Source organism: Pseudomonas sp. Leaf15 (assembly GCF_001421425.1).
Classification (GTDB): domain Bacteria; phylum Pseudomonadota; class Gammaproteobacteria; order Pseudomonadales; family Pseudomonadaceae; genus Aquipseudomonas; species Aquipseudomonas salomonii.
Genome location: NZ_LMKI01000034.1, coordinates 144,540 through 166,265 on the forward strand (window position 1 = coordinate 144,540; position 21,726 = coordinate 166,265).

At 61.4% G+C, this 21,726-nt stretch carries 20 protein-coding genes and 1 tRNA gene; 14 read left to right on the plus strand and 7 right to left on the minus strand.

Annotation, left to right across the window (positions count from 1 at the left end):
* Positions 1 to 60: 60 nt before the first annotated feature.
* The 4 genes from ASE80_RS24265 (at position 61) to ASE80_RS24280 (ending at position 4,669) form a co-directional block, all read left to right on the plus strand.
* A tRNA-Asn gene (locus tag ASE80_RS24265) sits at positions 61 to 136 on the plus strand.
* 132 nt (positions 137 to 268) lie between these two features.
* Entirely contained in the window at positions 269 to 775 is a 507-nt protein-coding gene (locus ASE80_RS24270) for a sigma-70 family RNA polymerase sigma factor (protein ID WP_056861160.1), read from the plus strand.
* Positions 772 to 1,737, plus strand: a complete 966-nt coding sequence (locus tag ASE80_RS24275; protein ID WP_056861161.1) for a FecR domain-containing protein — start codon at positions 772 to 774, stop codon at positions 1,735 to 1,737. The genes ASE80_RS24270 and ASE80_RS24275 overlap by 4 nt, the downstream gene beginning before the upstream one ends.
* A 97-nt stretch (positions 1,738 to 1,834) precedes the next feature.
* Positions 1,835 to 4,669: a TonB-dependent receptor gene (locus tag ASE80_RS24280; protein WP_056861162.1), complete on the plus strand. Its 2,835-nt coding sequence runs from the start codon at positions 1,835 to 1,837 to the stop codon at positions 4,667 to 4,669.
* 239 nt (positions 4,670 to 4,908) lie between these two features.
* Here ASE80_RS24280 and ASE80_RS31170 read toward each other — a convergent pair whose 3' ends face one another.
* Positions 4,909 to 5,061 (minus strand): hypothetical protein, encoded by a 153-nt coding sequence (locus ASE80_RS31170; protein ID WP_235593084.1) that lies wholly within the window; start codon positions 5,059 to 5,061, stop codon positions 4,909 to 4,911.
* A 182-nt stretch (positions 5,062 to 5,243) separates the two neighbouring features.
* Between ASE80_RS31170 and ASE80_RS24285 the strand changes: the two genes are divergently transcribed.
* Both ASE80_RS24285 and ASE80_RS24290 read left to right on the plus strand, forming a co-directional pair.
* Positions 5,244 to 6,299 (plus strand): NAD(P)-dependent oxidoreductase, encoded by a 1,056-nt coding sequence (locus ASE80_RS24285; RefSeq protein ID WP_056861163.1) that lies wholly within the window; start codon positions 5,244 to 5,246, stop codon positions 6,297 to 6,299.
* 108 nt (positions 6,300 to 6,407) lie between these two features.
* Complete coding sequence (locus ASE80_RS24290; RefSeq protein ID WP_056861164.1) at positions 6,408 to 7,331, plus strand: LysR family transcriptional regulator; 924 nt, start codon at positions 6,408 to 6,410, stop codon at positions 7,329 to 7,331.
* Here the strand turns inward: ASE80_RS24290 and ASE80_RS30440 are convergent.
* On the minus strand, positions 7,234 to 7,938 hold the full coding sequence (locus ASE80_RS30440; RefSeq protein ID WP_082463670.1) for a TetR/AcrR family transcriptional regulator: 705 nt from the start codon (positions 7,936 to 7,938) through the stop codon (positions 7,234 to 7,236). The genes ASE80_RS24290 and ASE80_RS30440 overlap by 98 nt on opposite strands.
* A gap of 121 nt (positions 7,939 to 8,059) precedes the next feature.
* On the opposite strand from ASE80_RS30440, the gene ASE80_RS24300 reads away from it, so the two are divergent.
* Positions 8,060 to 9,277 carry an MFS transporter gene (locus ASE80_RS24300; protein ID WP_056861166.1) on the plus strand — a complete coding sequence of 406 codons (1,218 nt, stop codon included), beginning with the start codon at positions 8,060 to 8,062 and terminating at the stop codon, positions 9,275 to 9,277.
* Between the two features lie 204 nt (positions 9,278 to 9,481).
* Complete coding sequence (locus ASE80_RS24305; RefSeq protein ID WP_056861167.1) at positions 9,482 to 10,348, plus strand: DNA/RNA non-specific endonuclease; 867 nt, start codon at positions 9,482 to 9,484, stop codon at positions 10,346 to 10,348.
* An 85-nt stretch (positions 10,349 to 10,433) separates the two neighbouring features.
* On the opposite strand, the gene ASE80_RS24310 is transcribed toward ASE80_RS24305, so the two are convergent.
* The 5 genes from ASE80_RS24310 to ASE80_RS24330 are packed head-to-tail and all read right to left on the minus strand — an operon-like array spanning position 10,434 to position 15,418.
* The gene (locus tag ASE80_RS24310) at positions 10,434 to 11,453 is read right to left on the minus strand and encodes a branched-chain amino acid aminotransferase (RefSeq protein ID WP_056861168.1); all 1,020 of its coding nucleotides are present in this window, start codon (positions 11,451 to 11,453) and stop codon (positions 10,434 to 10,436) included.
* 33 nt (positions 11,454 to 11,486) lie between these two features.
* A complete protein-coding gene (locus ASE80_RS24315; protein WP_056861169.1) occupies positions 11,487 to 12,737 on the minus strand; it encodes an ATP-grasp domain-containing protein in 1,251 nt (416 codons plus the stop codon).
* Entirely contained in the window at positions 12,734 to 13,681 is a 948-nt protein-coding gene (locus ASE80_RS24320) for a DMT family transporter (protein ID WP_082463671.1), read from the minus strand. The genes ASE80_RS24315 and ASE80_RS24320 overlap by 4 nt, the downstream gene beginning before the upstream one ends.
* Positions 13,678 to 14,883 (minus strand): DUF6421 family protein, encoded by a 1,206-nt coding sequence (locus ASE80_RS24325; protein ID WP_056861170.1) that lies wholly within the window; start codon positions 14,881 to 14,883, stop codon positions 13,678 to 13,680. The genes ASE80_RS24320 and ASE80_RS24325 overlap by 4 nt, the downstream gene beginning before the upstream one ends.
* Positions 14,870 to 15,418: a hypothetical protein gene (locus tag ASE80_RS24330; protein ID WP_056861171.1), complete on the minus strand. Its 549-nt coding sequence runs from the start codon at positions 15,416 to 15,418 to the stop codon at positions 14,870 to 14,872. The genes ASE80_RS24325 and ASE80_RS24330 overlap by 14 nt, the downstream gene beginning before the upstream one ends.
* A 237-nt stretch (positions 15,419 to 15,655) precedes the next feature.
* Between ASE80_RS24330 and ASE80_RS24335 the strand changes: the two genes are divergently transcribed.
* From ASE80_RS24335 to ASE80_RS24360, 6 genes are all read left to right on the plus strand, one after another.
* Positions 15,656 to 16,867, plus strand: a complete 1,212-nt coding sequence (locus tag ASE80_RS24335; RefSeq protein WP_056861172.1) for a YeeE/YedE family protein — start codon at positions 15,656 to 15,658, stop codon at positions 16,865 to 16,867.
* Between the two features lie 26 nt (positions 16,868 to 16,893).
* Positions 16,894 to 17,769, plus strand: coding sequence for a LysR family transcriptional regulator (locus tag ASE80_RS24340; protein ID WP_056861173.1), 876 nt, complete (start codon positions 16,894 to 16,896; stop codon positions 17,767 to 17,769).
* A 111-nt stretch (positions 17,770 to 17,880) separates the two neighbouring features.
* On the plus strand, positions 17,881 to 18,306 hold the full coding sequence (locus ASE80_RS24345) for a VOC family protein (RefSeq protein WP_056861174.1): 426 nt from the start codon (positions 17,881 to 17,883) through the stop codon (positions 18,304 to 18,306).
* Positions 18,307 to 18,408: 102 nt separating this feature from the next.
* Complete coding sequence (locus ASE80_RS24350) at positions 18,409 to 19,173, plus strand: 5-oxoprolinase subunit B family protein (RefSeq protein ID WP_056861175.1); 765 nt, start codon at positions 18,409 to 18,411, stop codon at positions 19,171 to 19,173.
* Positions 19,170 to 20,111 carry a biotin-dependent carboxyltransferase family protein gene (locus tag ASE80_RS24355; protein WP_056861176.1) on the plus strand — a complete coding sequence of 314 codons (942 nt, stop codon included), beginning with the start codon at positions 19,170 to 19,172 and terminating at the stop codon, positions 20,109 to 20,111. Before ASE80_RS24350 ends, ASE80_RS24355 begins: the two co-directional genes overlap by 4 nt.
* A 169-nt stretch (positions 20,112 to 20,280) precedes the next feature.
* Complete coding sequence (locus ASE80_RS24360; RefSeq protein WP_056861177.1) at positions 20,281 to 21,621, plus strand: MFS transporter; 1,341 nt, start codon at positions 20,281 to 20,283, stop codon at positions 21,619 to 21,621.
* Positions 21,622 to 21,726 lie beyond the last annotated feature (105 nt).

Sequence of the window (21,726 nt, forward strand, 5' to 3'; positions counted from 1 at the left end):
TTCGTCAACATGCACCTCAGTGCTTGACTTCTTCTTTTTAATCAGTAACATACGGCGCATTCCGCGATAGCTCAGTTGGTAGAGCAAATGACTGTTAATCATTGGGTCCCTGGTTCGAGTCCAGGTCGTGGAGCCAGATAGAGAAAAGCCTGCAGAGATGCAGGCTTTTTTTTGCCTTGGATTTGGCTGATCGTCGCAACTTTTCCCCTATACAACCCCTCTCCTCAGCCCATAAAATGAGAACTATTATCATTAGTGCGGATCTGAAATGCAGCACGACAGCACCCCCTCGCCCGTCGCCCAGCTGTACGCCAATCACCACAGCTGGCTCCGAGGCTGGTTGCACCGGCGGCTGGGGCATACGGCCGATGCCGAAGACCTCGCACATGACACCTTTATCCGCGTGCTGCGCTTCCAGGATGACGTGGGTGAATTACGCCAGCCCATGGCATTTCTTGCCACCATCGCCAACGGCTTGCTGATCAACCGTTGGCGTCGCCAAGCCATCGAGCGGGCTTATCTGGAAGCGCTGGCGGCGCGGCCGGTGGCCGAGGAGCCTTCGCCGGAAGAGCGGTATCTGATGATCGAAACGCTGTCGCAGCTGGATTCGCTGCTGGTCGGTTTGTCGACGCGGGTGCGGCAGATTTTCTTCTTGTCGCAGCTCGATGGCCTGACCTATCCGCAGATCGCCAAACAATTAAGCCTGACGGTGGCCCAGGTGCAGCGCGCCATGGGTAAGGCATTCAGTGTCTGCTATGCGAGCCGGTTTGAATGAGCAGTGTGGCGGTTGACCCGCAAGTGCGCGACAGTGCCATCGAGTGGCTGGTGCGTCTGCAGTCCGGCTTGATGAATGCCGCCGACCATCAGGCTTTGCAGCAATGGCGCCAGGCCAACCCCGCGCATGAGTACGCCTGGCAGCGGGTCAGCAGCTTGCCGCTGTTGTTGCAACCAGGCGCCAATGTGTTGGCCGACGTCACGGCACGCCAGGCATTGCAGGCGGCCGGGACCGATCCTCATCGCCGTCGTCAGGTGCTCAAATGCCTGTTGGCGCTGGGGCTGCTCGGTGGCGTTGCCTGGCAAGGTGCGGACTCCACGCGGGTACGCGCGGCGCTGGCGAGTTATCGCACCCGCACTGGCGAACGCCGACACTGGACCCTGGCGGACGGCAGTTCGCTGTGGCTGAACACCGCCAGTGCGGTCAACCTGGACGTGAACGCAGGCCAACGCAGCGTGCAGTTGGTCGAAGGCGAGCTGGCACTCGACACGCCAGCGGGGTCTGCCTCGTTGCAACTGCAAACCCCGAACGCGCTGCTGTACAGCCAGGGCGCCAACCTGTTGGTGCGCCACGATCATCAGGGCACGTTGGTGACTGTTTTGCGCGGGCGGGTGCAAGTGAGTGCGCGGCATCAGCCGACGCCCGTGCCGTTGCAGGCTGGCTGGCAGATAAACGTTGACGACTACGCAATCGGGCGCCCAAGCCCGGTTGACTTGTTGCTGGCCCAGGCCTGGATGCACGGCATTCTGCCTGCCGAACGCATGCGCCTGGATCAGTTACTGGCCGAACTCTCGCGCTATCGCCCGGGCTTGCTGCGTTGCAGTGAGGCGGTGGCGGCGCTGCGCATCACCGGCAGTTTCCAGTTGGACGACACCGATGCCGCGCTGGCCCTGGTGGCCAAAACCTTGCCGGTGCGCATCGAGCGAAGAAGCCGTTATTGGGTGACGGTGGTGCCCGCGTAAAGTTTTTTTTTCGCCGACGCGATAGTTTTTTCGATCTGGCTTGGCCTTTAGGTATTACCCACCGGCACAGGTGGTTTTCGATCCCTAGGAGCCTTGCATGATTTCCCCCGTTAGTGTCTTGCGTCGTCATACGTTCAGCTTGTTGTTTCTCGGCCTGCAACCGTTGTGCGGTGAGCTGGTGCTGGCCGTCGGTGAACGCCCGTACAGCATCAGTGCCGGGCCGCTGGACCAGGTGCTGTCGCGCTTTGGTGCCGAAGCCGGGATCAGCATGGCGGGCAGTTCGCTGCTCACGGCGGGCAGAAAAAGCCAGGGGCTGCAGGGTGAATTCAACACTGAGAACGGCCTGGCCCAGGTGCTCTCGGGCACCGGCCTCGACTATCAGCGCCAGGCCGATGGCGGCTATGTGTTGCGCCTGCGCCAGGAGGCCGTGCAGCTGCCGACGCAAAAAGTGACGGGCGAAAATCTCGACGAAGAGGAGGTCTACCGAGCGCCGCGTTCGTCGGTGTATATCTCCGGCGAAGACATGCAACGTTTTGGCGTGGTGTCGGTGGGTGATGTGCTCAAGGGCCAGCCCGGCGTGCAGGTGGGCGACAGCCGCAATGGCGGCGGTTTGGATGTGAATATTCGTGGTATCCAGGGCCAGAGCCGGGTGGCGGTTACGGTGGACGGTTCGCAGCAGGCGCTGGATGTGTATCGCGGCTATGCCGGTACTCAGCAGCGCAGTTACATCGACCCGGATTTGATCAGCGACATCACCATCGACAAAGGCCCAAGCCTGACCTCCAGCGCCATTGGCGGTACGGTAAAGATGCGCACCCTGGGCGTTGGCGACATCCTCAAGGACGGCCAGAACATCGGTCTGCGCCTCAAGGGCGACTTTTGGAACAACGGCGTCGCCCCGGCGTCCCGCGACCCACACTCCAAAACCCAGGACCTGTATGCTGAGCCGCAACAGAGCCGCGGCGGGCTGTTCGGCTCGCAGGCCGAAGCCGGCAGCGCCGCGTTTGCCTACACCCATGAGTTATTCGACGTGGTGGCGGCCTACGCCAAGCGCAACCAGGGCAATTATTTTGCCGGTAAAAAGGGCCAGGACCGTTACCGCACCTACGACCGTTGGGGCGATGAAGACACCAGCGTAGCCACCACCTACAACGCCGGCGAAGAGGTACTCAACTCTTCGGCGAAGACCGAATCGTTCCTGCTCAAGACCACTCTGCGCCCGGCGGACGGCCATACCTTCGACCTCGGCTATCGTCGTTATGACGGGCGCATTGGCGAGATCATGCCGTCGGATATCTTCCGTTTCGGCACCGGCGGTATCTATCAATACCCACTGGGCCACACCAGGATCGACACTTACACCGCTCGCTACAACTACCTGCCCTCGGGCAACCCGCTGGTGGACCTGACCGCCGACCTGTGGATGACCGACGCCCAAACCAGCCAGCTCACCTCGGTGGCTGCACCTGCGTCCCAGGCTTATCGCTCCGACCGCGCCTGGAGCCGCCAGGCCAACCAGCGCATCGGCGGCGGCCTGGCCAACACCTCACGCTGGGTGACCGGCTACGGCGATCTGAAGCTCGACCTCGGCAGCTCGTTCCAGCTCGAAGAACTGCGCCCGCAAAAAGGCGTTGCCACCACCCAGGACGATATCAACGCCAACCGTATGCTGCGCGAAGGCTCGCGGCAGGAATACAGCTTCAATGGCAAGCTCGAATACAAACCGGTGGACCGTCTGACCTTATGGGGCGGCGGCCGTTATACCCACTATCGCAGCAAAGACCACATTGCCAGGTCCACCGCACGGCGCGAGGAGCGTGACCTGCGTTACCTGCGTGTCTACAACGGCAACAATTCCGGCAACATGATGTGGTTCCCGGACCAGAACGGCGAGTACACGAATGCCACCGATCCGCGCCTGAACAACGGCATCGTGTTCCAGAACACCAACTTCCCCTTCGAGGGCGTGCGCTACAACGACTTTGGCGTGATCGATTCGACGGTTTACCCGTCCCAGGTCGGTGACGTGGTGAGCGGCTATGACTATTCCGGCAAGGCCAGCAACAGCGGCGGGGCTTTTTCGCCGGCGCTGGGCATCAATATCGAAGTGCTGCCGGACACCTTTGTGTATGCCTCCTACACCCAGGGTTTTCGCATGCCCTCATTGTTTGAAACCAGCCAGGGCGTGCTGCAAACCCTGCCCGGCAAGGGCTTGAAACCCGAGCGCTCAAGCAACTGGGAGGTCGGTGCCAGCACCTTGCGCAAAGGGCTGCTGGTCGAGGATGACGCGGCGGCGATCAAGCTCGCCTACTTCAACAACACCATCAAGAACTACATCACCCGCTACTACGACCCAAGCCCAGGCACCTGGGGCCAGATGCGTTTCAGCAACACCGACAGCTACAAGACCAGCGGCCTGGAACTGCAAGCCCGCTACGATGCCGGGCGCGTGTTCGCCGACCTGTCGTCCACCTACTACCTGAAAACCGAAACCTGCGATGCGGCCTTCGCCGCCAGGCTGCGCGCTACCAGCAACAGTTACCAGAAAACCGCCGACACCCCGAACTGCACGCCGGGCAGCTTCATGGGTTCCTACACCAACACCCAGAACCCACCCCGGCTTGCAGGCAACCTGACCACCGGCCTGCGCTTCTTTGACCAAAGCCTCACGCTCGGCACACGTATAACCTACACCAGTGGCCCCACCGTCACCGCCGACAAAACTTGGCAGACCGGCGCCACCACGCCGCAACTGAACTACCGCGAAGTAGCCATGGTGGATCTGTTCCTCAACTATAAGTTGCAGGAGGACGCGAGCCTGAACGTATCGCTGCAGAACGTCACCGATCGCTACTACCTGGACCCGCTGGCGCAAAGCTTCATGCCGGCGCCAGGGCGTACATTACGGGTGGGCGTGCAGGCTAAGTTCTAAGGGCCAGGCAACGCCCATCAGTGAAGGCTGAACACCTTCACCGTGGCGAGCAGGCTTGCCCTGCGTTGGGTGGCGAAGCCGCCCCAATTCGGGTGACGCGGCGAGTCAGCTGGAAGGGGCTAGGGCCGCTGCGCAGCCCAACGCAGGGCAAGCCTGCTCGCCACAAGTGACCGTGTTCGTCGTTGAATGGAGGGCGCTCGCCCACTGGCAGGCAGCGCCCGGTCATCGCTCTTAGAAGGTTACATCGCCTGCACAATGATCTGGCTTTTCAAATCATTGACCATGCCTTCAATCGCCGACTTCATCGCCGCGTACACTTGCGGGGAGCACAGGGCATCCGGCTTGGTGAAGGTATAGTGGCGCGTGATCAGCACCGTGTTGGCTTTTTTCACAGTGATCGTTCCCATGCTCTGCGTGGGAATGCATCCGGTGACGCTCCGCGTCACGCCTTCAAGCGCTGGACGCAGAGCGTCCGGGGCGGCATTCCCACGCGGAGCGTGGGAACGATCAATTAACCCTATCCCCAGGGCAACCTGGGTATCGGCAGGCGCTACCCTCCAAGAGGATCAACGGTATGGCATTTACCACCCTGATACTGGATGCCCCCGGGCCGCCGTTACTGTTTGAGGAGGTCGATCGCTTTCTTGAACTGGGCCTGGGCGTCACCCTCAACCTGCATTATTTCGCGGACAAAGAGCGCATTCGGCAGCACTACGGCACGCGCATTCACTATGCCGAGATCAACTGCCATGACGAGCCTGGCTTTATTGCCGCCGTGAGTCAGGCCGGGGGCTACAGCGTGTTCAAGACGCGCCTGAACATCCCCTTGGGCGCCGGCCTGATCCGCGCTGCCACCTCGCCGGCGTTGGCCACGCCACTGCGCGCCATTGCCCAGGCTGGCGCAGGGGTCAATCATATTGATCGGCTGGCGTGCGAGCAGTGTGGCGTGGCGATCCTCAACACGCCGGGTTCCAACGCGGCCGCTGTTGCCGAATACGTCGTGGCCCAGGCGCTGTATCTGTCGCGCGATCTGGATGACTACAACGCCGAAACGCACAACGGCCATTGGGCAAAAGGCACCTTGGCGCCTGCCTGCGAATACGCCGAACTGACGCTGGGGCTGGTGGGCACCGGCAGTATTGCCCGGCAGGTGGCGCGCAAGGCTGCGGCGCTGGGCATCAAGGTGATCGCCACCGGGTCCGAACGCTTTACCGAACCGGTGGCGCGCAGCCTTGGGCTTGAACGACGGGCGGGTCTTGAACCGTTACTGGCCGAGGCGGACATCGTCTCGATCCACGTACCGCTCACCCCGCAGACCCGAGGCTTGTTCGGCACTGCCGAGTTCCGGCAGATGCGCCAGGGCTCAATCCTCATCAATACCGCGCGCGGCGGGATCGTCGACGAACACCAGTTGGCCGCCTTCATGGGCGAGTTTCCCAGGCATATCAAAGCGGTGGCCATCGATACCTTTGCCCTGGAGAAAGACCGCTTCGACTCGCCATTGACCGCGATTGCCAATGCGCAATTGACGCCGCACATTGCCGGCAATACCACCACGGCAATCCGGACGGCATCACGCCAGATCGTCGACAAGATCCACGCATTCAGTGCCGCCGCCATCGTGCGTTAACCTGCCGGACACAAGGACGGCCGATGACTCATTCGTGCCCGGCGCGCTGTATTAAAGGGCAAGAGGCTGGTAAGTATGACGTCGGATAGTGAGCCGACGAAATCAATCATGAAACGCCATTTCGAAGATTTGCAGCTGGGCAGCATCGAGCTGTTCTGCCTCGCTGCCGAAGCCGGCAGCTTTACCGCGGCCGCGCAGGCCGCAGGTGTTACCCCGGCCGCCGTGAGCCGCAGTATCTCGCGCATGGAAGAACGCCTGGGCGCACGCTTGTTTGTGCGTACCACCCGCAGCATTCGCCTCACCGACAGCGGCCGCACATTTTTCGAGCAGTGCCGCGAGGCGCTGACGCAACTGGTGGAGGCCCAGCAACAGGTGATGGGCGAGCAGGCGGTGCCGTCCGGGCGCTTGCGCATCAGTGTGCCGACCACTTACGCGCATCACCGCTTGCTGCCGCTGCTGCCCAGGTTCCGTGCGCAGTACCCGCAAGTCACCGTGGATATCCATATCAGCAACCGCAATATCGACTTCGTTGCCGAAGGCTATGACCTGGCCATTCGCGTGCGCGCCCAGCCGGATTCGTCGCTGATCGCGCGGCTGCTGGAAGATGCCGAGCTGGTGGTCGTTGCCGCACCGGCTTACTTGCAGCGCGTCGGTACGCCGCAGATGCTGGACGACTTGCCTGCGCATGAGTGCATTCAATTTGAATTGCCCAGCAACGGTCGACGCATCCCCTGGCTGTTCCAGGTGCAAGGCCAGGAGCAGGAGTTTGCCGGGCAGGCCGGTTACAGCATTGCCCATGATGTGCTGGGCGGCGTAACCCTGGCCAAACACGGCGCGGGGCTGTTTCAAACCTACAAATTCATTGTTGAACCCGAGTTGGCCGACGGCAGCCTGGTTGAAGTGTTGAAGCCGTTTGGCGGGCGCTCGCGGCCCTTCACCTTGCTGTATCCCCATGGGCGCTATGTGCCGCATCGGGTGCGGGCGTTTGTGGACTTTTTGCTGGCGTGTCGGGACGAATGGGCGACGCGGTAGCGGCGGTAATGTCCCATGTCAGCAGGAGTTGGCTGATCGCCGCGTCGATATCCTTAAACCGCACGTTATCGCGCGCCAGGATCGAAACGCCCTGCAAGAAACTGTCAAATACCGTCGCCATCGACGCTGCCTGCGTGGTGCCCGGCAATTGCCCAAGACGTATCCCGCGCTCAACGCAGGCCACAATCCCGGCCCGGGTGCGCACGCGCGATTGCGTCAGTGCGTCCGCGACCCGCGCATTCTCGGGGCTGGGTGCGCTCATCACGCCCAGCGCCACCATGCAGCCCTTGGGGTGCCCGTCTTCACACTGCATGCGCGCCGACTGGCGCAGCGCGGTTTCGATGGCCTTGCGGGGTGGCAAAGCCTCGTCCCACAGGCATTCGGTGACCTGGGCATAGGTGGCCAGATAACGCTGCACGCACTCATCGAACAGCGCTTCTTTGGAGCCGAATGCCGCGTAAAAACTCGGCGCGGAGATACCGCCACCCAGCCCGGCCTTGAGCTGGGCGAGGGAGGTGGCGTCATAACCGTGCTGCCAAAACAGGTGCATGGCCTGTTCCACGGCCTGGTCTCGGTCGAAATTACGCGGGCGGCCCATTTGTGCCATGTGGGGAATCCTCTGGGTAAGCGAGATAAATACTAGTCGATACATAAGTCGTTGACAACGCACGGTGTGCGCACGCAACATTTATATCGATCAGTATCTAAGTTGTCCCAAGGAGTTTCCCGTGACACCCTCACTCAGCTTATCCGCGTCATCCGACCGTCTGCCCATTGGCGCTTTGCTCGCCCTGGCCATGACCGGCTTTATCTGCATCGTCACCGAAACCCTGCCCGCCGGGCTGTTGCCGTTGATCAGCGACGGCCTGGCGATTTCGCCGTCGATGGCCGGGCAGATGGTCACGGCCTATGCGCTGGGTTCGGTGCTGGCGGTGATCCCCATGACCATTGCCACCCGTGGCTGGCGGCGGCGCAATGTGTTGCTGCTGACCATCGTCGGCTTTCTGCTGTTTAACTCCATCACCGCGCTGTCGTCCCAATACGGCGTAACCCTGGTGGCGCGGTTCTTTGCCGGCGTGGCGGCGGGGCTGGCCTGGAGCCTGCTGGCCGGTTATGCCCGGCGCATGGTTGCGCCGCATCAACAGGGCCGGGCGCTGGCACTGGCCATGGTGGGTACGCCGATTGCGTTGTCGCTGGGTGTGCCGCTGGGCACGTGGCTGGGCGGTCTGGTGGGTTGGCGCACCACCTTTGGTCTGATGTCGGCGCTGACGCTGCTGCTGATCGTATGGGTGCTGGCGAAAGTCCCGGACTATCCGCCGCAGCCTGCGCACCAGCGTCTGTCCCTGGACCAAGTGCTGACCACGCCCGGCGTGCGGCCGGTGCTGGCGGTGGTGATCAGTTGGATGCTGGCGCACAACATTCTGTACACCTACATTGCTCCGTTTGTGGCGCGTGCAGGCTTGGCTGAACGTGTGGATTTAGTCTTGCTGGTGTTCGGCATTGCCGCGCTGCTGGGGATCTGGTTGACGGCCAAACTGGTCGAACCGCTGTTGCGCAAGACCGTGCTGGCAAGCCTGGTGGCGTTTGCGGCGGTCACCCTGGTGTTCGGCTTTGTGGGCAGCGTGCCGCAGGTGATCTACCTCGGCGTGGCCGTGTGGGGCTTGAGTTTTGGTGGCGCCGCCACACTGCTGCAAACCGCATTGGCCGATGCCGCCGGGGAGGGCGCCGATGTGGCGCTGTCGCTGAACGTGGTGGCGTGGAACAGTGCCATTGCGGCCAGCGGCGTGGTCGGTGGCGTGCTGCTGAAAACGTGGGGCGCTGCCTCGTTTCCCTGGGCAATGGCGCTGTTGCTGCTGGTGGCGTTGGTGATTGCCTGCACGGCGCATGCCCATGGTTTCAAACCGGGACGGCGGTCAGCCGATGGGCCAGCGGTGGCGGGGCACTAGGCGCTAAGCGAGCTTCACGTTCAGGGTGCCGCCTGCCCGTTCGGCAAGTGGCTTCCCCGGCAGGTGCAGCATCCTGCGTGAAGCGCTGGCGTGCCTTAACGAGGTGGGGATCCCGGCGCAGGCGGCCTGGAATTCGATCCGCCAGGCGTCGCACTAAAGGTTAAAGTGAGGGTCCATTAGGCTCCTCACTTTAAGATATAAAACATGCACTTACGCATTATTGCAGTTGGCCTGTCGGCGCTTGTTCTGCTCTCGCCCGGCGCACAGGCCCGTGGTCTGCTGGACCTGATCAAACCACCGGCCCATGAACACACTTCGCGCTCAAGTTCCATCAGCCAAAGCGCAGCCCTCGGTCTCTATTCCAGTCAAGAACAACGGCTCTCCTTCGACGGCTGCGCGGACCTGTTTCCCGGCGCCAAGCCGATCAACACGGCCACCGTGCCCGCCTCGATGAAACCCATGGCGCTGTGTTCGGATCACTTTGCGGTGCTCTACTCGCAAACCAGCAAGACGCCTTTGGTGGTGGTCGAGCGTTTGAATGCCGCACAGCTGAAAGACGCCAAGGGCGAGGAGCGCACCAACCAGTTTTATCCCGACCCGCGCATTCCCAAAGGCGCGCGCGCGGAACTGAGCGACTACCGCAGCCAGCACCCGGCGGTGGACCGCGGCCATCAATCTCCGGCTGCCGATGCGCCAAGCGCAAATGCCATGGCGCAATCCTTCGCTTTGTCGAACATGGTGCCGCAAGACCCCACCAACAACCGCAAGATCTGGAGCAAGGTCGAGGCCGACGTGCGCAAGTTCGCCGTGCGGGCCGGCGGCAATGTGTTTGTGTTCACCGGCCCGTTGTTTGATGCCGGCTACAGCACCATCGGCGACAACAAGGTGTGGGTGCCTACGCGCCTGTTCAAGCTGGTGTATGACGCCTCGTCCCAACGTGCCTGGGCCTATGTGCTGCCCAACGCCGAAACCCGTATCCAGAAGCCGATGGACTACGACACTTTCGTGAAAAGCACCGGGCTCAAGTTGCTCGGCAATTTGCCGGTTACCGGCTCGGTGAGTCGGACATAACCACTTTCAGGCGGTCTGACTGACGCTTGATCGGCCCGCTGTACTGACACCCACGGGATGTCGGCACAGCGGGCGTCTCAGGGCTTTAGACTTTTTCGATCCAGCCTGCCGGCGCTTCAACGTCGCCGTTCTGGATGCCGGTCAGCTCATTGAACAAACGCTGGGTCAGCGGCCCGGCCTCATGCTCGCTGTGGAATACATGTAGGTGATCGTTGTAGCGGATACCGCCAATCGGTGTGATCACCGCTGCGGTGCCGCACGCGCCGGCTTCCTTGTAAGCCGCCAGGTTGTCGATATACACGTCTTCTTCCACCGCCTTGAGCCCCAGACGGCTTTGCGCCAGCTCGATCAACGAGGCGCGGGTGATGCCAGGCAATACTGAAGGTGAACGCGGGGTCACAAAGGTGTTGTCATGGGTGATGGCAAAGAAATTCGCCGAACCGACTTCTTCGATTTTTTTATGGGTCAGCGGGTCGAGGTAAATGCAGTCGGCAAAACCCGCCTGCCGTGCTTCGGTGCCGGGTAGCAGGCTGGCCGCGTAGTTTCCGCCGACCTTGGCAGCGCCCGTACCATTGGGGGCGGCGCGGTCATAGTCCGAAATGATGAAGTTGCTCGGTTGCAACACGCCTTTGAACAACGCGCCGACCGGGATGCAAAACACGCAGAAGATAAACTCCGGCGCGGTACGCACACCGATGTTATCGCCCACACCGATGACGAAAGGTCGCAGATACAGCGAGCTGCCGGTACCGTAGGGCGGCAGGAAGCGTTCGTTGGCCTTGATCACCTGCTTGCAGGCATCGATGAATTGCGCGGTCGAGACGGGCGGCATCAGCAGCCGTGAGCAGCTGCGCTGCATACGGGCAGCATTCTGATCGGGGCGAAACAGGTTGATCGAACCATCCTTGCAACGGTAGGCCTTCATCCCCTCAAAACACTGCTGGCCATAATGCAGCGCGGTTGAGCCTTCGCTGATATGCAGTTGGTTATCTTCGGTCAGCGCACCTTCCTGCCACTGACCGTCACGCCAGTGTGCGATGTAACGAAGGTCGGTTTTCCTGTAGCTGAAGCCCAGGTTATTCCAATCCAGTTGCGGATGTTCCATATCACGACTCCCGAACCCGGCTACGGGTGGTATTTATTGGTTCCAGTTGATGCTCAATGCAGCATCAAGCCATTGGTGGTACGCGTTCGCCGCCTCATCCGAGGCATGTACCGAGAAGATGAACCCTGGGTAGCCGCCAAACGCGGGAGGGGGTGGTGAAAGGTGTCCGGCCTCGAAAAAGGTCACGATCCGTGCGGTTTCCGGGTGCTCCTCGACCTTTTCCAGCCCGCTGAAACCGTTGAAACGGCCATCGCCGCGCAGAGGAATGATGTAGTTTGCTGCCACTTTGGCGGCCGGCAGTACATCGGGCAGTGCCGGGGTCGGCAGCCCCAGGGCGGCCTTCATGCAGAGTGCGGCGAACGACACGCCGGTGCTCTGCTCGACCACAAAGTGCGAGACCCCCGAGCCCCCTATGCGTGCGCCGATTTCAATCACATACGCTTGCTGCTTGGCATCCAGGCGCAGCTCCACATGGGCGGCGCCCATGGTAATGCCCAACGCCTTGACCCCGGCGCGCGCGGTGTCGCACAGCGCCATGATCAAGGGGTCGTCGATATCTCGACGCTGGCGATAGATCGTTTCTTCAAACCAGGGCCCTTCGGGTTGGCCCTTGTCGCCCACTGCCAGGACATGCACCCCTTCGATGTCGACAAAGCACTCCACGACGAATTCTTTACCCGGCAAATACTGTTCAACAACCAGGCCTGCGGCTTTGTCCTGGTCATAGAAACGTGCCAGGTCCTTGCTCTGCACCTCCCAGACAGCGTTGACGAGGGCGGGAAGCTCTTCGGCCGTTTTGGCCAGCATCACACCGGTGCTCGACCAGCCGGAGAGCGGCTTGATCACCAGGGGCAAGCCCAGGGCGCGGGTTTGCGACAGGTCGTGGGGGTTATCAATGTAGCAAAAGCCCGGTGACCTCAAGCCTGCCTCGGCAAAGGCCTGGCGCATCAGGTACTTGTTGCGGGCCAGCGCCGCCACATGGGGATCGATGCCAGGGGTACCGATTTTTTGCGCCGCCAGTGCCGTCCAGATTATCGCTTCTTCGCGAACCGTCATGACCCCGCCAATCCCTCGCTCTTGCGCGCCGGCCGCGAATGCTTCCAGCGCTACCTGCGGCTCGTCGAACACCGGCAGCTGCCAGGTCGACGTGACCGCCGGCAAGTGCGCGGGGGCGCTTTCGGTCGTGTCGTAAATCAGTACCAGTTCAATACCTGCCGCTTCTGCGGCCTCAAATACAAAGGACAACTTGGCACTGCGGTGGCAAACCAACGCCAGCTTTTTCATTGTATTTCCTCACTAACCGGTGGGTTTGGGGCGCGACGCTTGAACGTCCAGCCCGAGGCGCCTGATGCATCCATGAATAGCAGGGTGATCCCCACCATGACCGCAATCATCGCGACGATTTTTACTGCACCCAAGGTCGTGCCGGAGCCGATCAACCACTCACCGGTGACCACGGCGAACGGCGCCAGCAAGCCAATCGCATTGGCATACAGCACACCGCCCTCCGCCAGGACCTTCTGGTACAACACATACACTGGCGCCGAGCAGGCAGCCCCCAAAATCAGCACTTTGAGCGCGTCCTCAAGGTTCAGGCGCAACAAGGGCGCGGGGTCGAGAATGAACAGCGGCACAAAGCACGCCGCGGCGATCAGCGTGACCCAGGCCAGCGAGTTGATCAGTGGCAGATCCTTGAGGTAACGCTTGGACAGCAGGCCATAAACGGCGTAGGAAAGCGCCGCGACCAAGGCCAGCGCAATGCCTGACGGGCTGACTGCGCCAACGTCGCCGGTGTGGGTATTGAACGCCAGCGCCGCGACACTGACGATCACCACACCCGCCAGCTTGAGCCAGGAAAACCCCAGGCTGCGTGTCAGCAGACCCAGCAGGTAGGTAATGCCCGGAATCGTCGCCAGGACCATGGTCAGGTCGCTGGCTTTCAGCGTTTTCAAGGCGCCGAAGCTGCAGACAAAATAGAGCGAGAACCCCAGGATCGACAGGATGAAAAACCCCGGCATCCTGGCGAGCAGGGGCTTGGAAGCCTGCGGCGGTCGTGTGCTGAACGCCACGATCAGCCATAACGCGGCCGTTGTGGCCCACAGCCTGAGCCCAACGGCATGCATCACCGCAACGTTACCGAGCAGGCTTTTCGATAGCAGCCAACTGATCGAGAACAACGCGAGAATGGCCACGGTGAACAACAGCAGGCGGACCTTCAATGCATTCATTGGGGGCACTCGGCCAGCACGCGGCGTGCGTAGTGCGTGGCCGGGAAATTGAAACGTGCCAGTGGGGTTTGCGGTGTGCCCAGATGCTGCTGCACATAAGCTTTGGCACCCGCCAGATAGGCCTCGTCGTCGAGTGCTTCGAGGGCCTCGATATCGGCGATCATCGACACCAGCTTTTGGCCAAGACGTTCGCTGTCGAAGGTGAGGTGACCCTGCTCGGTTTCGACCAATGCCTTGGCATTGATCAGCATCTCAAAGAGCAAAATCCCGGTGCCGGCATCGAACGTCATGTGCTGGTCCGAGCCTTTGGGGTAGCGGAACATGCGCTCGAGCAGAATGAACTCAGCGATTTCACGCCAAAAGTCCGGACTGTGTTCCAGCACCAGGCGCACCGTAATCAGGTCACACTTGGTTTCTTCCAGCAGGCCGGTAAACCAATTCAGCTTTATGTACAGGTTTTTGTCCAACGGGCGTGGCCCGGTGTGGTGCGCATAGTCATGGTAATAACCCCACAGGCAACGCGCGTCGTACATGTCTGACTCAGACATCTGGCGGCTTCTCAATTGGCCGAACAGGAACGGGCTCTGGCGCCCGAACAAGCGGTCTGCCTCGACGAGTGTCTGCTCGTTGTAGATACGCAGAAACTTGCTGAAGAAGAACAGCGCGAAGGTCTGTTTATCGACCTTGGCTGCCGTCGCCACGGACTCTGGAAACAGCACAATGCAATTGCCTTGCAGGAACCCCTTCGAGGCCGCTCCCAGCTTGATGCATTGAAACGGTGCCACGTAGTGCTCGGTGTACTGCGCGGCCTTTGCCAGGTAAGGGGTTTCACTGCGGTAGCCGGTGACCAGCTCCAGCCGAAAGCCTTCGGGGTCAGGGCCGTTGGTCGCGCGCATGGGGGCCAGAAGAAACAAGGCGTCGCCGGGGGCAGGGGTGTTGAAACTGGCGAGTGTCTTATCGAATAACGGCCGTTGATCCAGGCCATTCTTCAGCCAGCTACCCAGGTCTTCCAGCGTCGCCGTCAGCAGCGGCGCAGACAGCCCGTCGATCATTGCGGCGTGCCGGTCTAGCTCGGCGATCAAGCGGCTGATGAGGGCCTGGTCGGCCACGTTCGGCGCCTTGATGCTGCCATCCAGTTCCTGGCGGGCACGCACTTCATTGACGATATTGACCAAGGTCGACAGCGGTTCAGGCTTTTGCATGGTCGGCTCGCTTCAGCGAATGGACCAGAAAGGCCATCGGCACCTGGCCGAAATCCTCAATGATGTTCAGCTCATGCAGGTCTGCCGCGACCACGGTGGTCACGCACGCATCTGCCTTGCCAGTGCTGCACAGCACGGCGGCATCGGCATTGCTGTTGGCAAACACCTTGCGGTAATGGCTGGCCACCAGGGATTGGGGCGCGGGATGGGTTGCCACACTCTTTATCTGGTCGGCGCTGGTACGACTGGCAAGCACCATGGAGTGGGTCGGCATGATGAAGCTGTCGCACAACTCCATATCGCCCAGGCGGGTAAAAATCAGCGTATGCAAATCGGGATAGGCGGCGCAGCTTAAAAGATAGCCGTCCTGTTTTCCGGACAACTCATCAAAGGCTTGCTCAAGCGTCTCATGCAGAACAATTCGCTGCGCGCCATTGCGCTCTTCACGAGAGTCAAGCCACCACTGCGCGGCGGTGGCGCAATTGGTACCCTCGGGGCCAAGCGTATAGATAGTCGGACTGATAGCCGTGTGCATGCTTTAACTTCCTTGTCAGAGCCCACCGAACAGCGGGCCAGAATCCATTCCTGCCACCCGTTGGTGGCTGCCTTGGCGCAGGTTACTGTAGGTTTTTTGTTCAAGCAATACACCCGGCGAAACTAAACTTTGCCGCCTTCGCGGCCTTACCTGGCCGTCTGAATTCCTGCAAGGGCCGACCCTGTCAGGGTTTATACTCAGCGCCAATCTTCCCCCCGATCACATCCGAGAAAGCCCATGAGCACCTCCCTTTCCCTGAGCCCCGCGCGCAAGCCTATCGCGCCGTTGGTGGCTTTTATCATCCTGGTGGCCGGCGCCGTATTCCTGCAAAACAGCGTCGGCTCGCGCCAGGTGCTGTTGCTGGTGGTCGGCGCCGCATTAGGCTTGACCCTGTACCACGCCGCTTTCGGGTTCACGTCGGCCTGGCGCGTATTTATCAATGATCGGCGCGGCGCCGGTTTGCGCGCACAGATGGTTATGCTGGCAGTGGCGGTGTTGCTGTTCTTCCCGGCGCTGGGAGCGGGCACGTTGTTCGGGCAGCCGGTGGTCGGGCTGGTAGCACCGGCTGGCGTGTCGGTGGTATTCGGGGCGTTTATTTTTGGTATCGGCATGCAGTTGGGCGGCGGTTGTGCGTCCGGCACGCTGTTCACCGTGGGCGGCGGCAATGCACGCATGCTGGTGACGCTGCTGTTCTTTATCTGTGGCTCACTGATTGCCACGCACCATGTGGATTGGTGGTTCGCGTTGCCGGCGTTCCCGGCGGTGTCCATCGTCAAGAGCTTCGGCGTGTTGCCGGCCATGATTCTGAGTCTGGCCGTGTTCGCAATCATCGCGCTGGTCACCGTGCGCTTGGAGAAGGGCCGTCACGGCCAGCTTGAACCCGGCGTGACCAGCGAGCACATCGGTCTGCGCCGTTTCCTGCGTGGCCCATGGCCGTTGGTGTGGGGTGCGATCGGCCTGGCGCTGCTTAACTATGCGACGCTGGCGCTGGCCGGGCGGCCATGGGGCATTACCTCGGCGTTCGCGTTGTGGGGCGCCAAAGTGGCCAGCGGCTTGGGTGTGGATGTGGCCAGTTGGGCGTTCTGGCAAATGCCGGGCAATGCCAAAGCCCTGGCAGCCCCCGTGTGGGAAGACATCACCAGCGTGATGGACATCGGCATCGTCCTCGGCGCGCTGTTGGCTGCGGGCCTTGCCGGGCGTTTTGCCCCAAGCCTGAAAATCCCGGCGCGCTCGCTGGTGGCTGCAGTGATCGGTGGTTTGATGCTGGGCTATGGTTCGCGCCTGGCCTACGGCTGCAACATCGGCGCGTACTTCAGCGGCATCGCCTCCGGCAGCCTGCATGGCTGGGTGTGGTTGGTGGCAGCGTTTATCGGTAACAGCGTCGGTGTGCGCCTGCGCCCGTTCTTCTTCGCAGGCGAGCGACCGCAGGTGGCCTTGAGCGGTTGCTGAACCCCAACGACCGATAAGGTAGCCCCATGATCAGAGAGTTGAGAACCTTCGTAAGCGCCTCCCGCCGTGGCACCTTTGCCGCCGCCGGGCAGCAGGTGGGGCTGACGCAATCGGCTGTGAGTGCGCAGATCAAACACCTCGAGGACGCCCTGGGCGTCAAGCTGTTCGACCGCACCGGGCGCTCCGCCACGCTCAATGCGGCCGGGCAGCGCGCGGTGCCGCTGGCGGAGGAGATCCTCGATATTTTCTCGCGCATGGGCGCGCCCGACAGCGCCAATAATTTTCACGGCTCGCTGCGCATCGGCGCCATCGGCAGTGTGCAAACCGGCCTCCTGCCCCAGGCGCTGGTCGCGCTTAAACGCCGCGCGCCGTTTATCGAGGTCAGCCTGGTGCCCGGCGTTTCGCTCAACCTGCTCAGCCAGGTGGATGCCGGTGAGCTGGACCTGGCGATCATGATTCACCCGCCGTTCAACCTGCCCAAAGACCTGAATATCGAGGTCATCGCCCGCGAACCCTTTGTGCTGATTACCGCCAAGGACGTGCAGGGCGACGACCCGCTGCAGATCCTGCGTGAACAACCCTTCGTGCGGTACGACCGTGGCTCGTTCGGCGGGCGCCAGGTCACGCAGTTTCTCAAGGAACACAAGCTCCAGACTCAGCAGGCACTGGAACTCGACGAGTTGGACGCCATCGTCAAGATGGTGCGCAGTGGCCTCGGCGTGTCGCTGGTGCCCCTGGCCGGCCTGTGGCTGGAACACGGCAGCGACGTGCGGGTTTTGCGATTGGACAAGCTCACGTTCTACCGTGAAATCGTGCTGCTGACCAAGTACACCCAGCGCCAATTGCCGCTCTTCGAATTATTCAGGGCGTGCGTCATCGAAGTGCTGGGTGCGCCGAAGTAGGGCGCGAGCATCAAAATTATTGAGGCTCAGGGCGAAAGATATCCGCTTTATCCGTGGGGCTTTGTGGTGAAGAATCGAGTTCTAACCCAACAGAACCTGCAGGTAGCCACCGTGAGCCTTTCTCCCTTTCATCTAGCGATTCCCGTCTACGACCTGGCCGCCGCGCGTCACTTCTACGGCGATGTGTTTGGCCTTTCGGAAGGGCGCTCCAGTGCGCAATGGGTCGACTTCGACTTCTACGGCCACCAACTGGTGATTCACGAGCATCCCAAGACTGCATCCCAGGAATCGGTGCACTCCAACCCCGTGGACGGCCATGATGTGCCGGTGCCGCATTTCGGCATCATCCTGCAGTGGGACCAGTGGGAAGCCCTGGCTGACCGGCTGCGCGCGCGGGAGACCCGGTTTGTGATCGAACCCTACATCCGCTTCAAGGGTGAGGTGGGCGAGCAGGCCACCATGTTCCTGTTCGACCCATGCGGCAACGCCCTGGAGTTCAAGGCGTTCAAGGACATGAGCCAGCTGTTCGCCAAGTAATTGCTCACCGTGCGACCGTCGCCACCCGAGCGACGGCGTTTATAAGACAGTGAAGCCCTGCGGGGCGGATCTTCATGCCTGCCGCATGCGAGATATGCCGTGATGTCTGACGTTAACTGTGAGACCAGGCCCGTGCCTGCGTCGCTGCGTTGGCAGTTCGAAGCCTGCGGCGACAGTTGCATCGTGGTGGTGTTTGCGACGCTGTTCAGCGCGCAGGCCAACCGCCGTGCAGTGGTGTTGAGCGCCGCGCTGCACGACTTACAGGCGCGTGGAAAGCTGTGCGGTATTACCGACGTGGTCCCGGCACTGGTGACGGTAGGCGTGCATTATTGCCCCTACACATTCGCAATGCAGTATCCGCACTTAACGCCCTTTGACGCCGTTGCCCAGGTGCTGGAGAACGCGCTGATGGGCCTGCAAAACACACCTTGCACGTCCTCTAAACAGTTGGAAATTCCCGTGTGCTATGAGGGCGAGTACGCGCCCGACTTGTTGCACATCGCCAACGCCTGCGCCATGACGCCAAGCGAAGTGATTGCCGCGCACAGCGGGCAATGGGTGGATGTACTGATGGTCGGTTTTGCGCCGGGCCATCCTTATATCGGCATGCATCAACCCGCGTTGAAGCTGGCCCGCCGCACGGTGCCGCGTACCGCGGTCAAGCAAGGCAGTGTCGGGTTGGCCAACGGCCAAAGCGTGATTTACCCCTCGGATTTGCCGGGCGGCTGGCACATCATCGGCCGCACGCCCTTGAGCCTGTTCACGCCGGCCAACGACCCGCCGTGCCTGTTAACCGGCGGCGATCAAGTGCGTTTTGTACCCATCAGTGCCCGTGAGTTTGAGTCCCTGGCCGGAGTGCGGCCATGACGATCAAAGTGATCAGGCCCGGGCTGTTTTCCTCATTCCAGGACAGCGGGCGTACCGGTTTCCAGCATTGGGGCGTGCCGGTCAACGGTGCGATGGACCAGGACGCCCACGCGCTGGCCAACCTGCTGGTGGGCAACCCGACCCGCGCAGCCAGCCTGGAAATCACCCTGCAAGGCCCCGTGCTGTGCTTTCAGGCCAAGGCCTTGATTGCCCTGGCAGGCGCCGACCTGGGTGCACGCCTGGACGGTGTGGTGCTCAAACCAGGGCATGCCACTTGCGTAAAACCGGGCGCGGTGCTGAGCTTCGAAAAGCGCGAATACGGTGTACGGGCTTACCTGGCCGTCAGCGGTGGTTACCTGCTGCAACCGGTGATGAACAGTGCCAGCACCTACAGCCGAGGCGGGTTCGGTGGGCTGTGCGGGCGCGCGCTCAAAGCGGGCGATGTGATCCCTATCTGTTCTTCATTCGCCAATCCGCCACGGGTGAATATTCCCGCCGGCTGGTTGCTCAACCCGTCTGCCAGTGCCGTCTCGATCCGCGTGCTGCACGGCCGCGAATGGCACGACTTTTCTGCGTCGGCCCGTCATGACTTGCTCAACGAGCCTTATCAAATGACGGCCGCCTCGGACCGCATGGGCTATCGGCTGGAAGGCGCCGCCCTGGACCTCACGCAGCCCAGGCAACTGCTCTCCGAAAGCGTGACCTTCGGCACCGTGCAAGTGCCGGCGGGCGGGCAGCCGATCGTGCTGATGGCCGACCGGCAAACCACCGGTGGTTACCCTCGCATTGCGCAGGTGGCCAGTGTCGATCTACCCAAACTCGCGCAGTTGATGCCGGGTGATGAAATTCGCTTCTCACTGATCGATTTGCCCACGGCGCAGGCACTGCTGGTAGCGCGTATGGGCCGACTGAAAAAACTGGAGGCCGCCCACTCATAAACCTGCGTAGCCACCCAACAATAAAAACAGGAGCGCTACATGATCAAGCCTAGTTTCACCCTTCTTACTGTCGAGCATTAAAACCCCCGGTATCCCGGCGGGTTTACTTCTGGGTGGCGCAATCCACCTCAATAACTCAAACGACCCAAGGTCGGAGTGGAAGGTGTTTATGTCTCGAGTGTTTTCTACTACAGCGCCATCGCCGCGTGTTGATGCACGTGAAAAAACCACCGACACCAGTGCCACAAAAATAGCCAGGCGCGCTGCGATTGCCGCCGCCACCGGCACGGCGGTGGAGTATTACGAGTTCGGTGTGTATGGCTTTATGGCGACGATTATCGCGCCGTTGTTCTTCCCCAGTGATAACGCCGCGGCTGCGTTGCTGGCCACGCTGGCCGTATTCGGCAGTGCCTTTCTGATCCGGCCGCTGGGCGGGATTTTACTGGGGCGCCTGGCCGACCGCATCGGCCGGCGCAAGGTATTGCTCAGTACCGTGATCGGTATGGGCACTGCGACGGCGGCCATCGGCCTGTTACCGACCTCGGCCCAGGTGGGCATTGTTGCGCCGATCCTGCTGGTGCTGATCCGGCTGGCCCAGGGCTTTTTCGCCGGTGGCGAAGTGATCGGCGCGGCGGCGTTCCTGGCCGAGTCTTCGCCCAAAGGCCGTCGCGGGTTTTATGGCGCGTTCACGCCGGTCGGCGTGGCGATTGGCGGCTCGATGGCGGCGATCATCTGCGGCATCACCACCGGCCTGGTCGATGCCGAACAACTCCAAGCCTGGGCCTGGCGGATTCCGTTTTTTCTGGCCATTCCCCTGGTTATCTTCTCTTGCGTCATGCGCCACAATGTCGAGGAAACCCCGGAGTTCAAAGCCTTCCTGGCCGTAGAAAAACCACCCACCGCACCGGTCAAGGAAGTGCTCACCCAGCATATGCCGGCGGTGCTGCGGGTGGTGGTGTTTGCCTTTGCGCAGAACGCCGGCTACTACATCGGCCTGGTGTTCATGAACATCTACCTCACCACCTACCTGCATTTTGAAAAGGCCAAGATCTACTGGGTGATTGCCGGCGTCAGCCTGTGCATGGCCGCGATGATGCCGTTGTGGGGCGGGCTGTCGGACCGCATCGGGCGCAAGAAGGCCCTGGCGATTGGTTTTGTCGGCTACGCGGTGCTGGTGATTCCGATGATGGTGTTGATGAACAACAGTAGCCTGTTGATTGCGGTACTGGCGTTTTTTGTCGCGACGTTGCCGATGCCGGTGATTCAGTCGGTGGGTTATCCCACCTACGCCGAACAGTTCCCGACCCGCGTGCGGTACACCGGCATGGCGATCAGTATCAACCTGGGCGCGATTTTAGGCGGCGGCATCACGCCGTATATCGTCACCTCGTTGATCGGCTCGACCGGCAATTTGCTGGTGCCGGGGTTCTTCATGGCCGGGGCGGCGGTGTGTGCGTTGGTGGCGTTGACTACGCTGCGTGAAACCTCACAGGGTGATTTGCGTCGCTGAAACACTATGTCCGAATCGGTCCTCAAGTGGTCCGCCACCTGCCTGTCGTTCATCGGCGCGTGTGCTTACCATGGCTTGCATAAACCACTGTGATGCAAGCCACAA

Excerpts from the sequence above, each read along its gene's own strand:
- ASE80_RS24340 (WP_056861173.1), top strand. The coding sequence starts at position 16,894 with ATGATCAGAGAGTTGAGAACCTTCGTAAGCGCCTCCCGCCGTGGCACC.
- ASE80_RS24355 (WP_056861176.1), top strand. The coding sequence starts at position 19,170 with ATGACGATCAAAGTGATCAGGCCCGGGCTGTTTTCCTCATTCCAGGAC.
- ASE80_RS24280 (WP_056861162.1), top strand. The coding sequence starts at position 1,835 with ATGATTTCCCCCGTTAGTGTCTTGCGTCGTCATACGTTCAGCTTGTTG.
- ASE80_RS24310 (WP_056861168.1), bottom strand. The coding sequence starts at position 11,453 with ATGGAACATCCGCAACTGGATTGGAATAACCTGGGCTTCAGCTACAGG.
- ASE80_RS24335 (WP_056861172.1), top strand. The coding sequence starts at position 15,656 with ATGAGCACCTCCCTTTCCCTGAGCCCCGCGCGCAAGCCTATCGCGCCG.
- ASE80_RS24320 (WP_082463671.1), bottom strand. The coding sequence starts at position 13,681 with ATGAATGCATTGAAGGTCCGCCTGCTGTTGTTCACCGTGGCCATTCTC.
- ASE80_RS24325 (WP_056861170.1), bottom strand. The coding sequence starts at position 14,883 with ATGCAAAAGCCTGAACCGCTGTCGACCTTGGTCAATATCGTCAATGAA.
- ASE80_RS24360 (WP_056861177.1), top strand. The coding sequence starts at position 20,281 with ATGTCTCGAGTGTTTTCTACTACAGCGCCATCGCCGCGTGTTGATGCA.
- ASE80_RS24350 (WP_056861175.1), top strand. The coding sequence starts at position 18,409 with ATGTCTGACGTTAACTGTGAGACCAGGCCCGTGCCTGCGTCGCTGCGT.
- ASE80_RS24285 (WP_056861163.1), top strand. The coding sequence starts at position 5,244 with ATGGCATTTACCACCCTGATACTGGATGCCCCCGGGCCGCCGTTACTG.
- ASE80_RS24305 (WP_056861167.1), top strand. The coding sequence starts at position 9,482 with ATGCACTTACGCATTATTGCAGTTGGCCTGTCGGCGCTTGTTCTGCTC.
- ASE80_RS24275 (WP_056861161.1), top strand. The coding sequence starts at position 772 with ATGAGCAGTGTGGCGGTTGACCCGCAAGTGCGCGACAGTGCCATCGAG.
- ASE80_RS24290 (WP_056861164.1), top strand. The coding sequence starts at position 6,408 with ATGAAACGCCATTTCGAAGATTTGCAGCTGGGCAGCATCGAGCTGTTC.
- ASE80_RS24315 (WP_056861169.1), bottom strand. The coding sequence starts at position 12,737 with ATGAAAAAGCTGGCGTTGGTTTGCCACCGCAGTGCCAAGTTGTCCTTT.
- ASE80_RS24330 (WP_056861171.1), bottom strand. The coding sequence starts at position 15,418 with ATGCACACGGCTATCAGTCCGACTATCTATACGCTTGGCCCCGAGGGT.
- ASE80_RS24270 (WP_056861160.1), top strand. The coding sequence starts at position 269 with ATGCAGCACGACAGCACCCCCTCGCCCGTCGCCCAGCTGTACGCCAAT.
- ASE80_RS30440 (WP_082463670.1), bottom strand. The coding sequence starts at position 7,938 with ATGGCACAAATGGGCCGCCCGCGTAATTTCGACCGAGACCAGGCCGTG.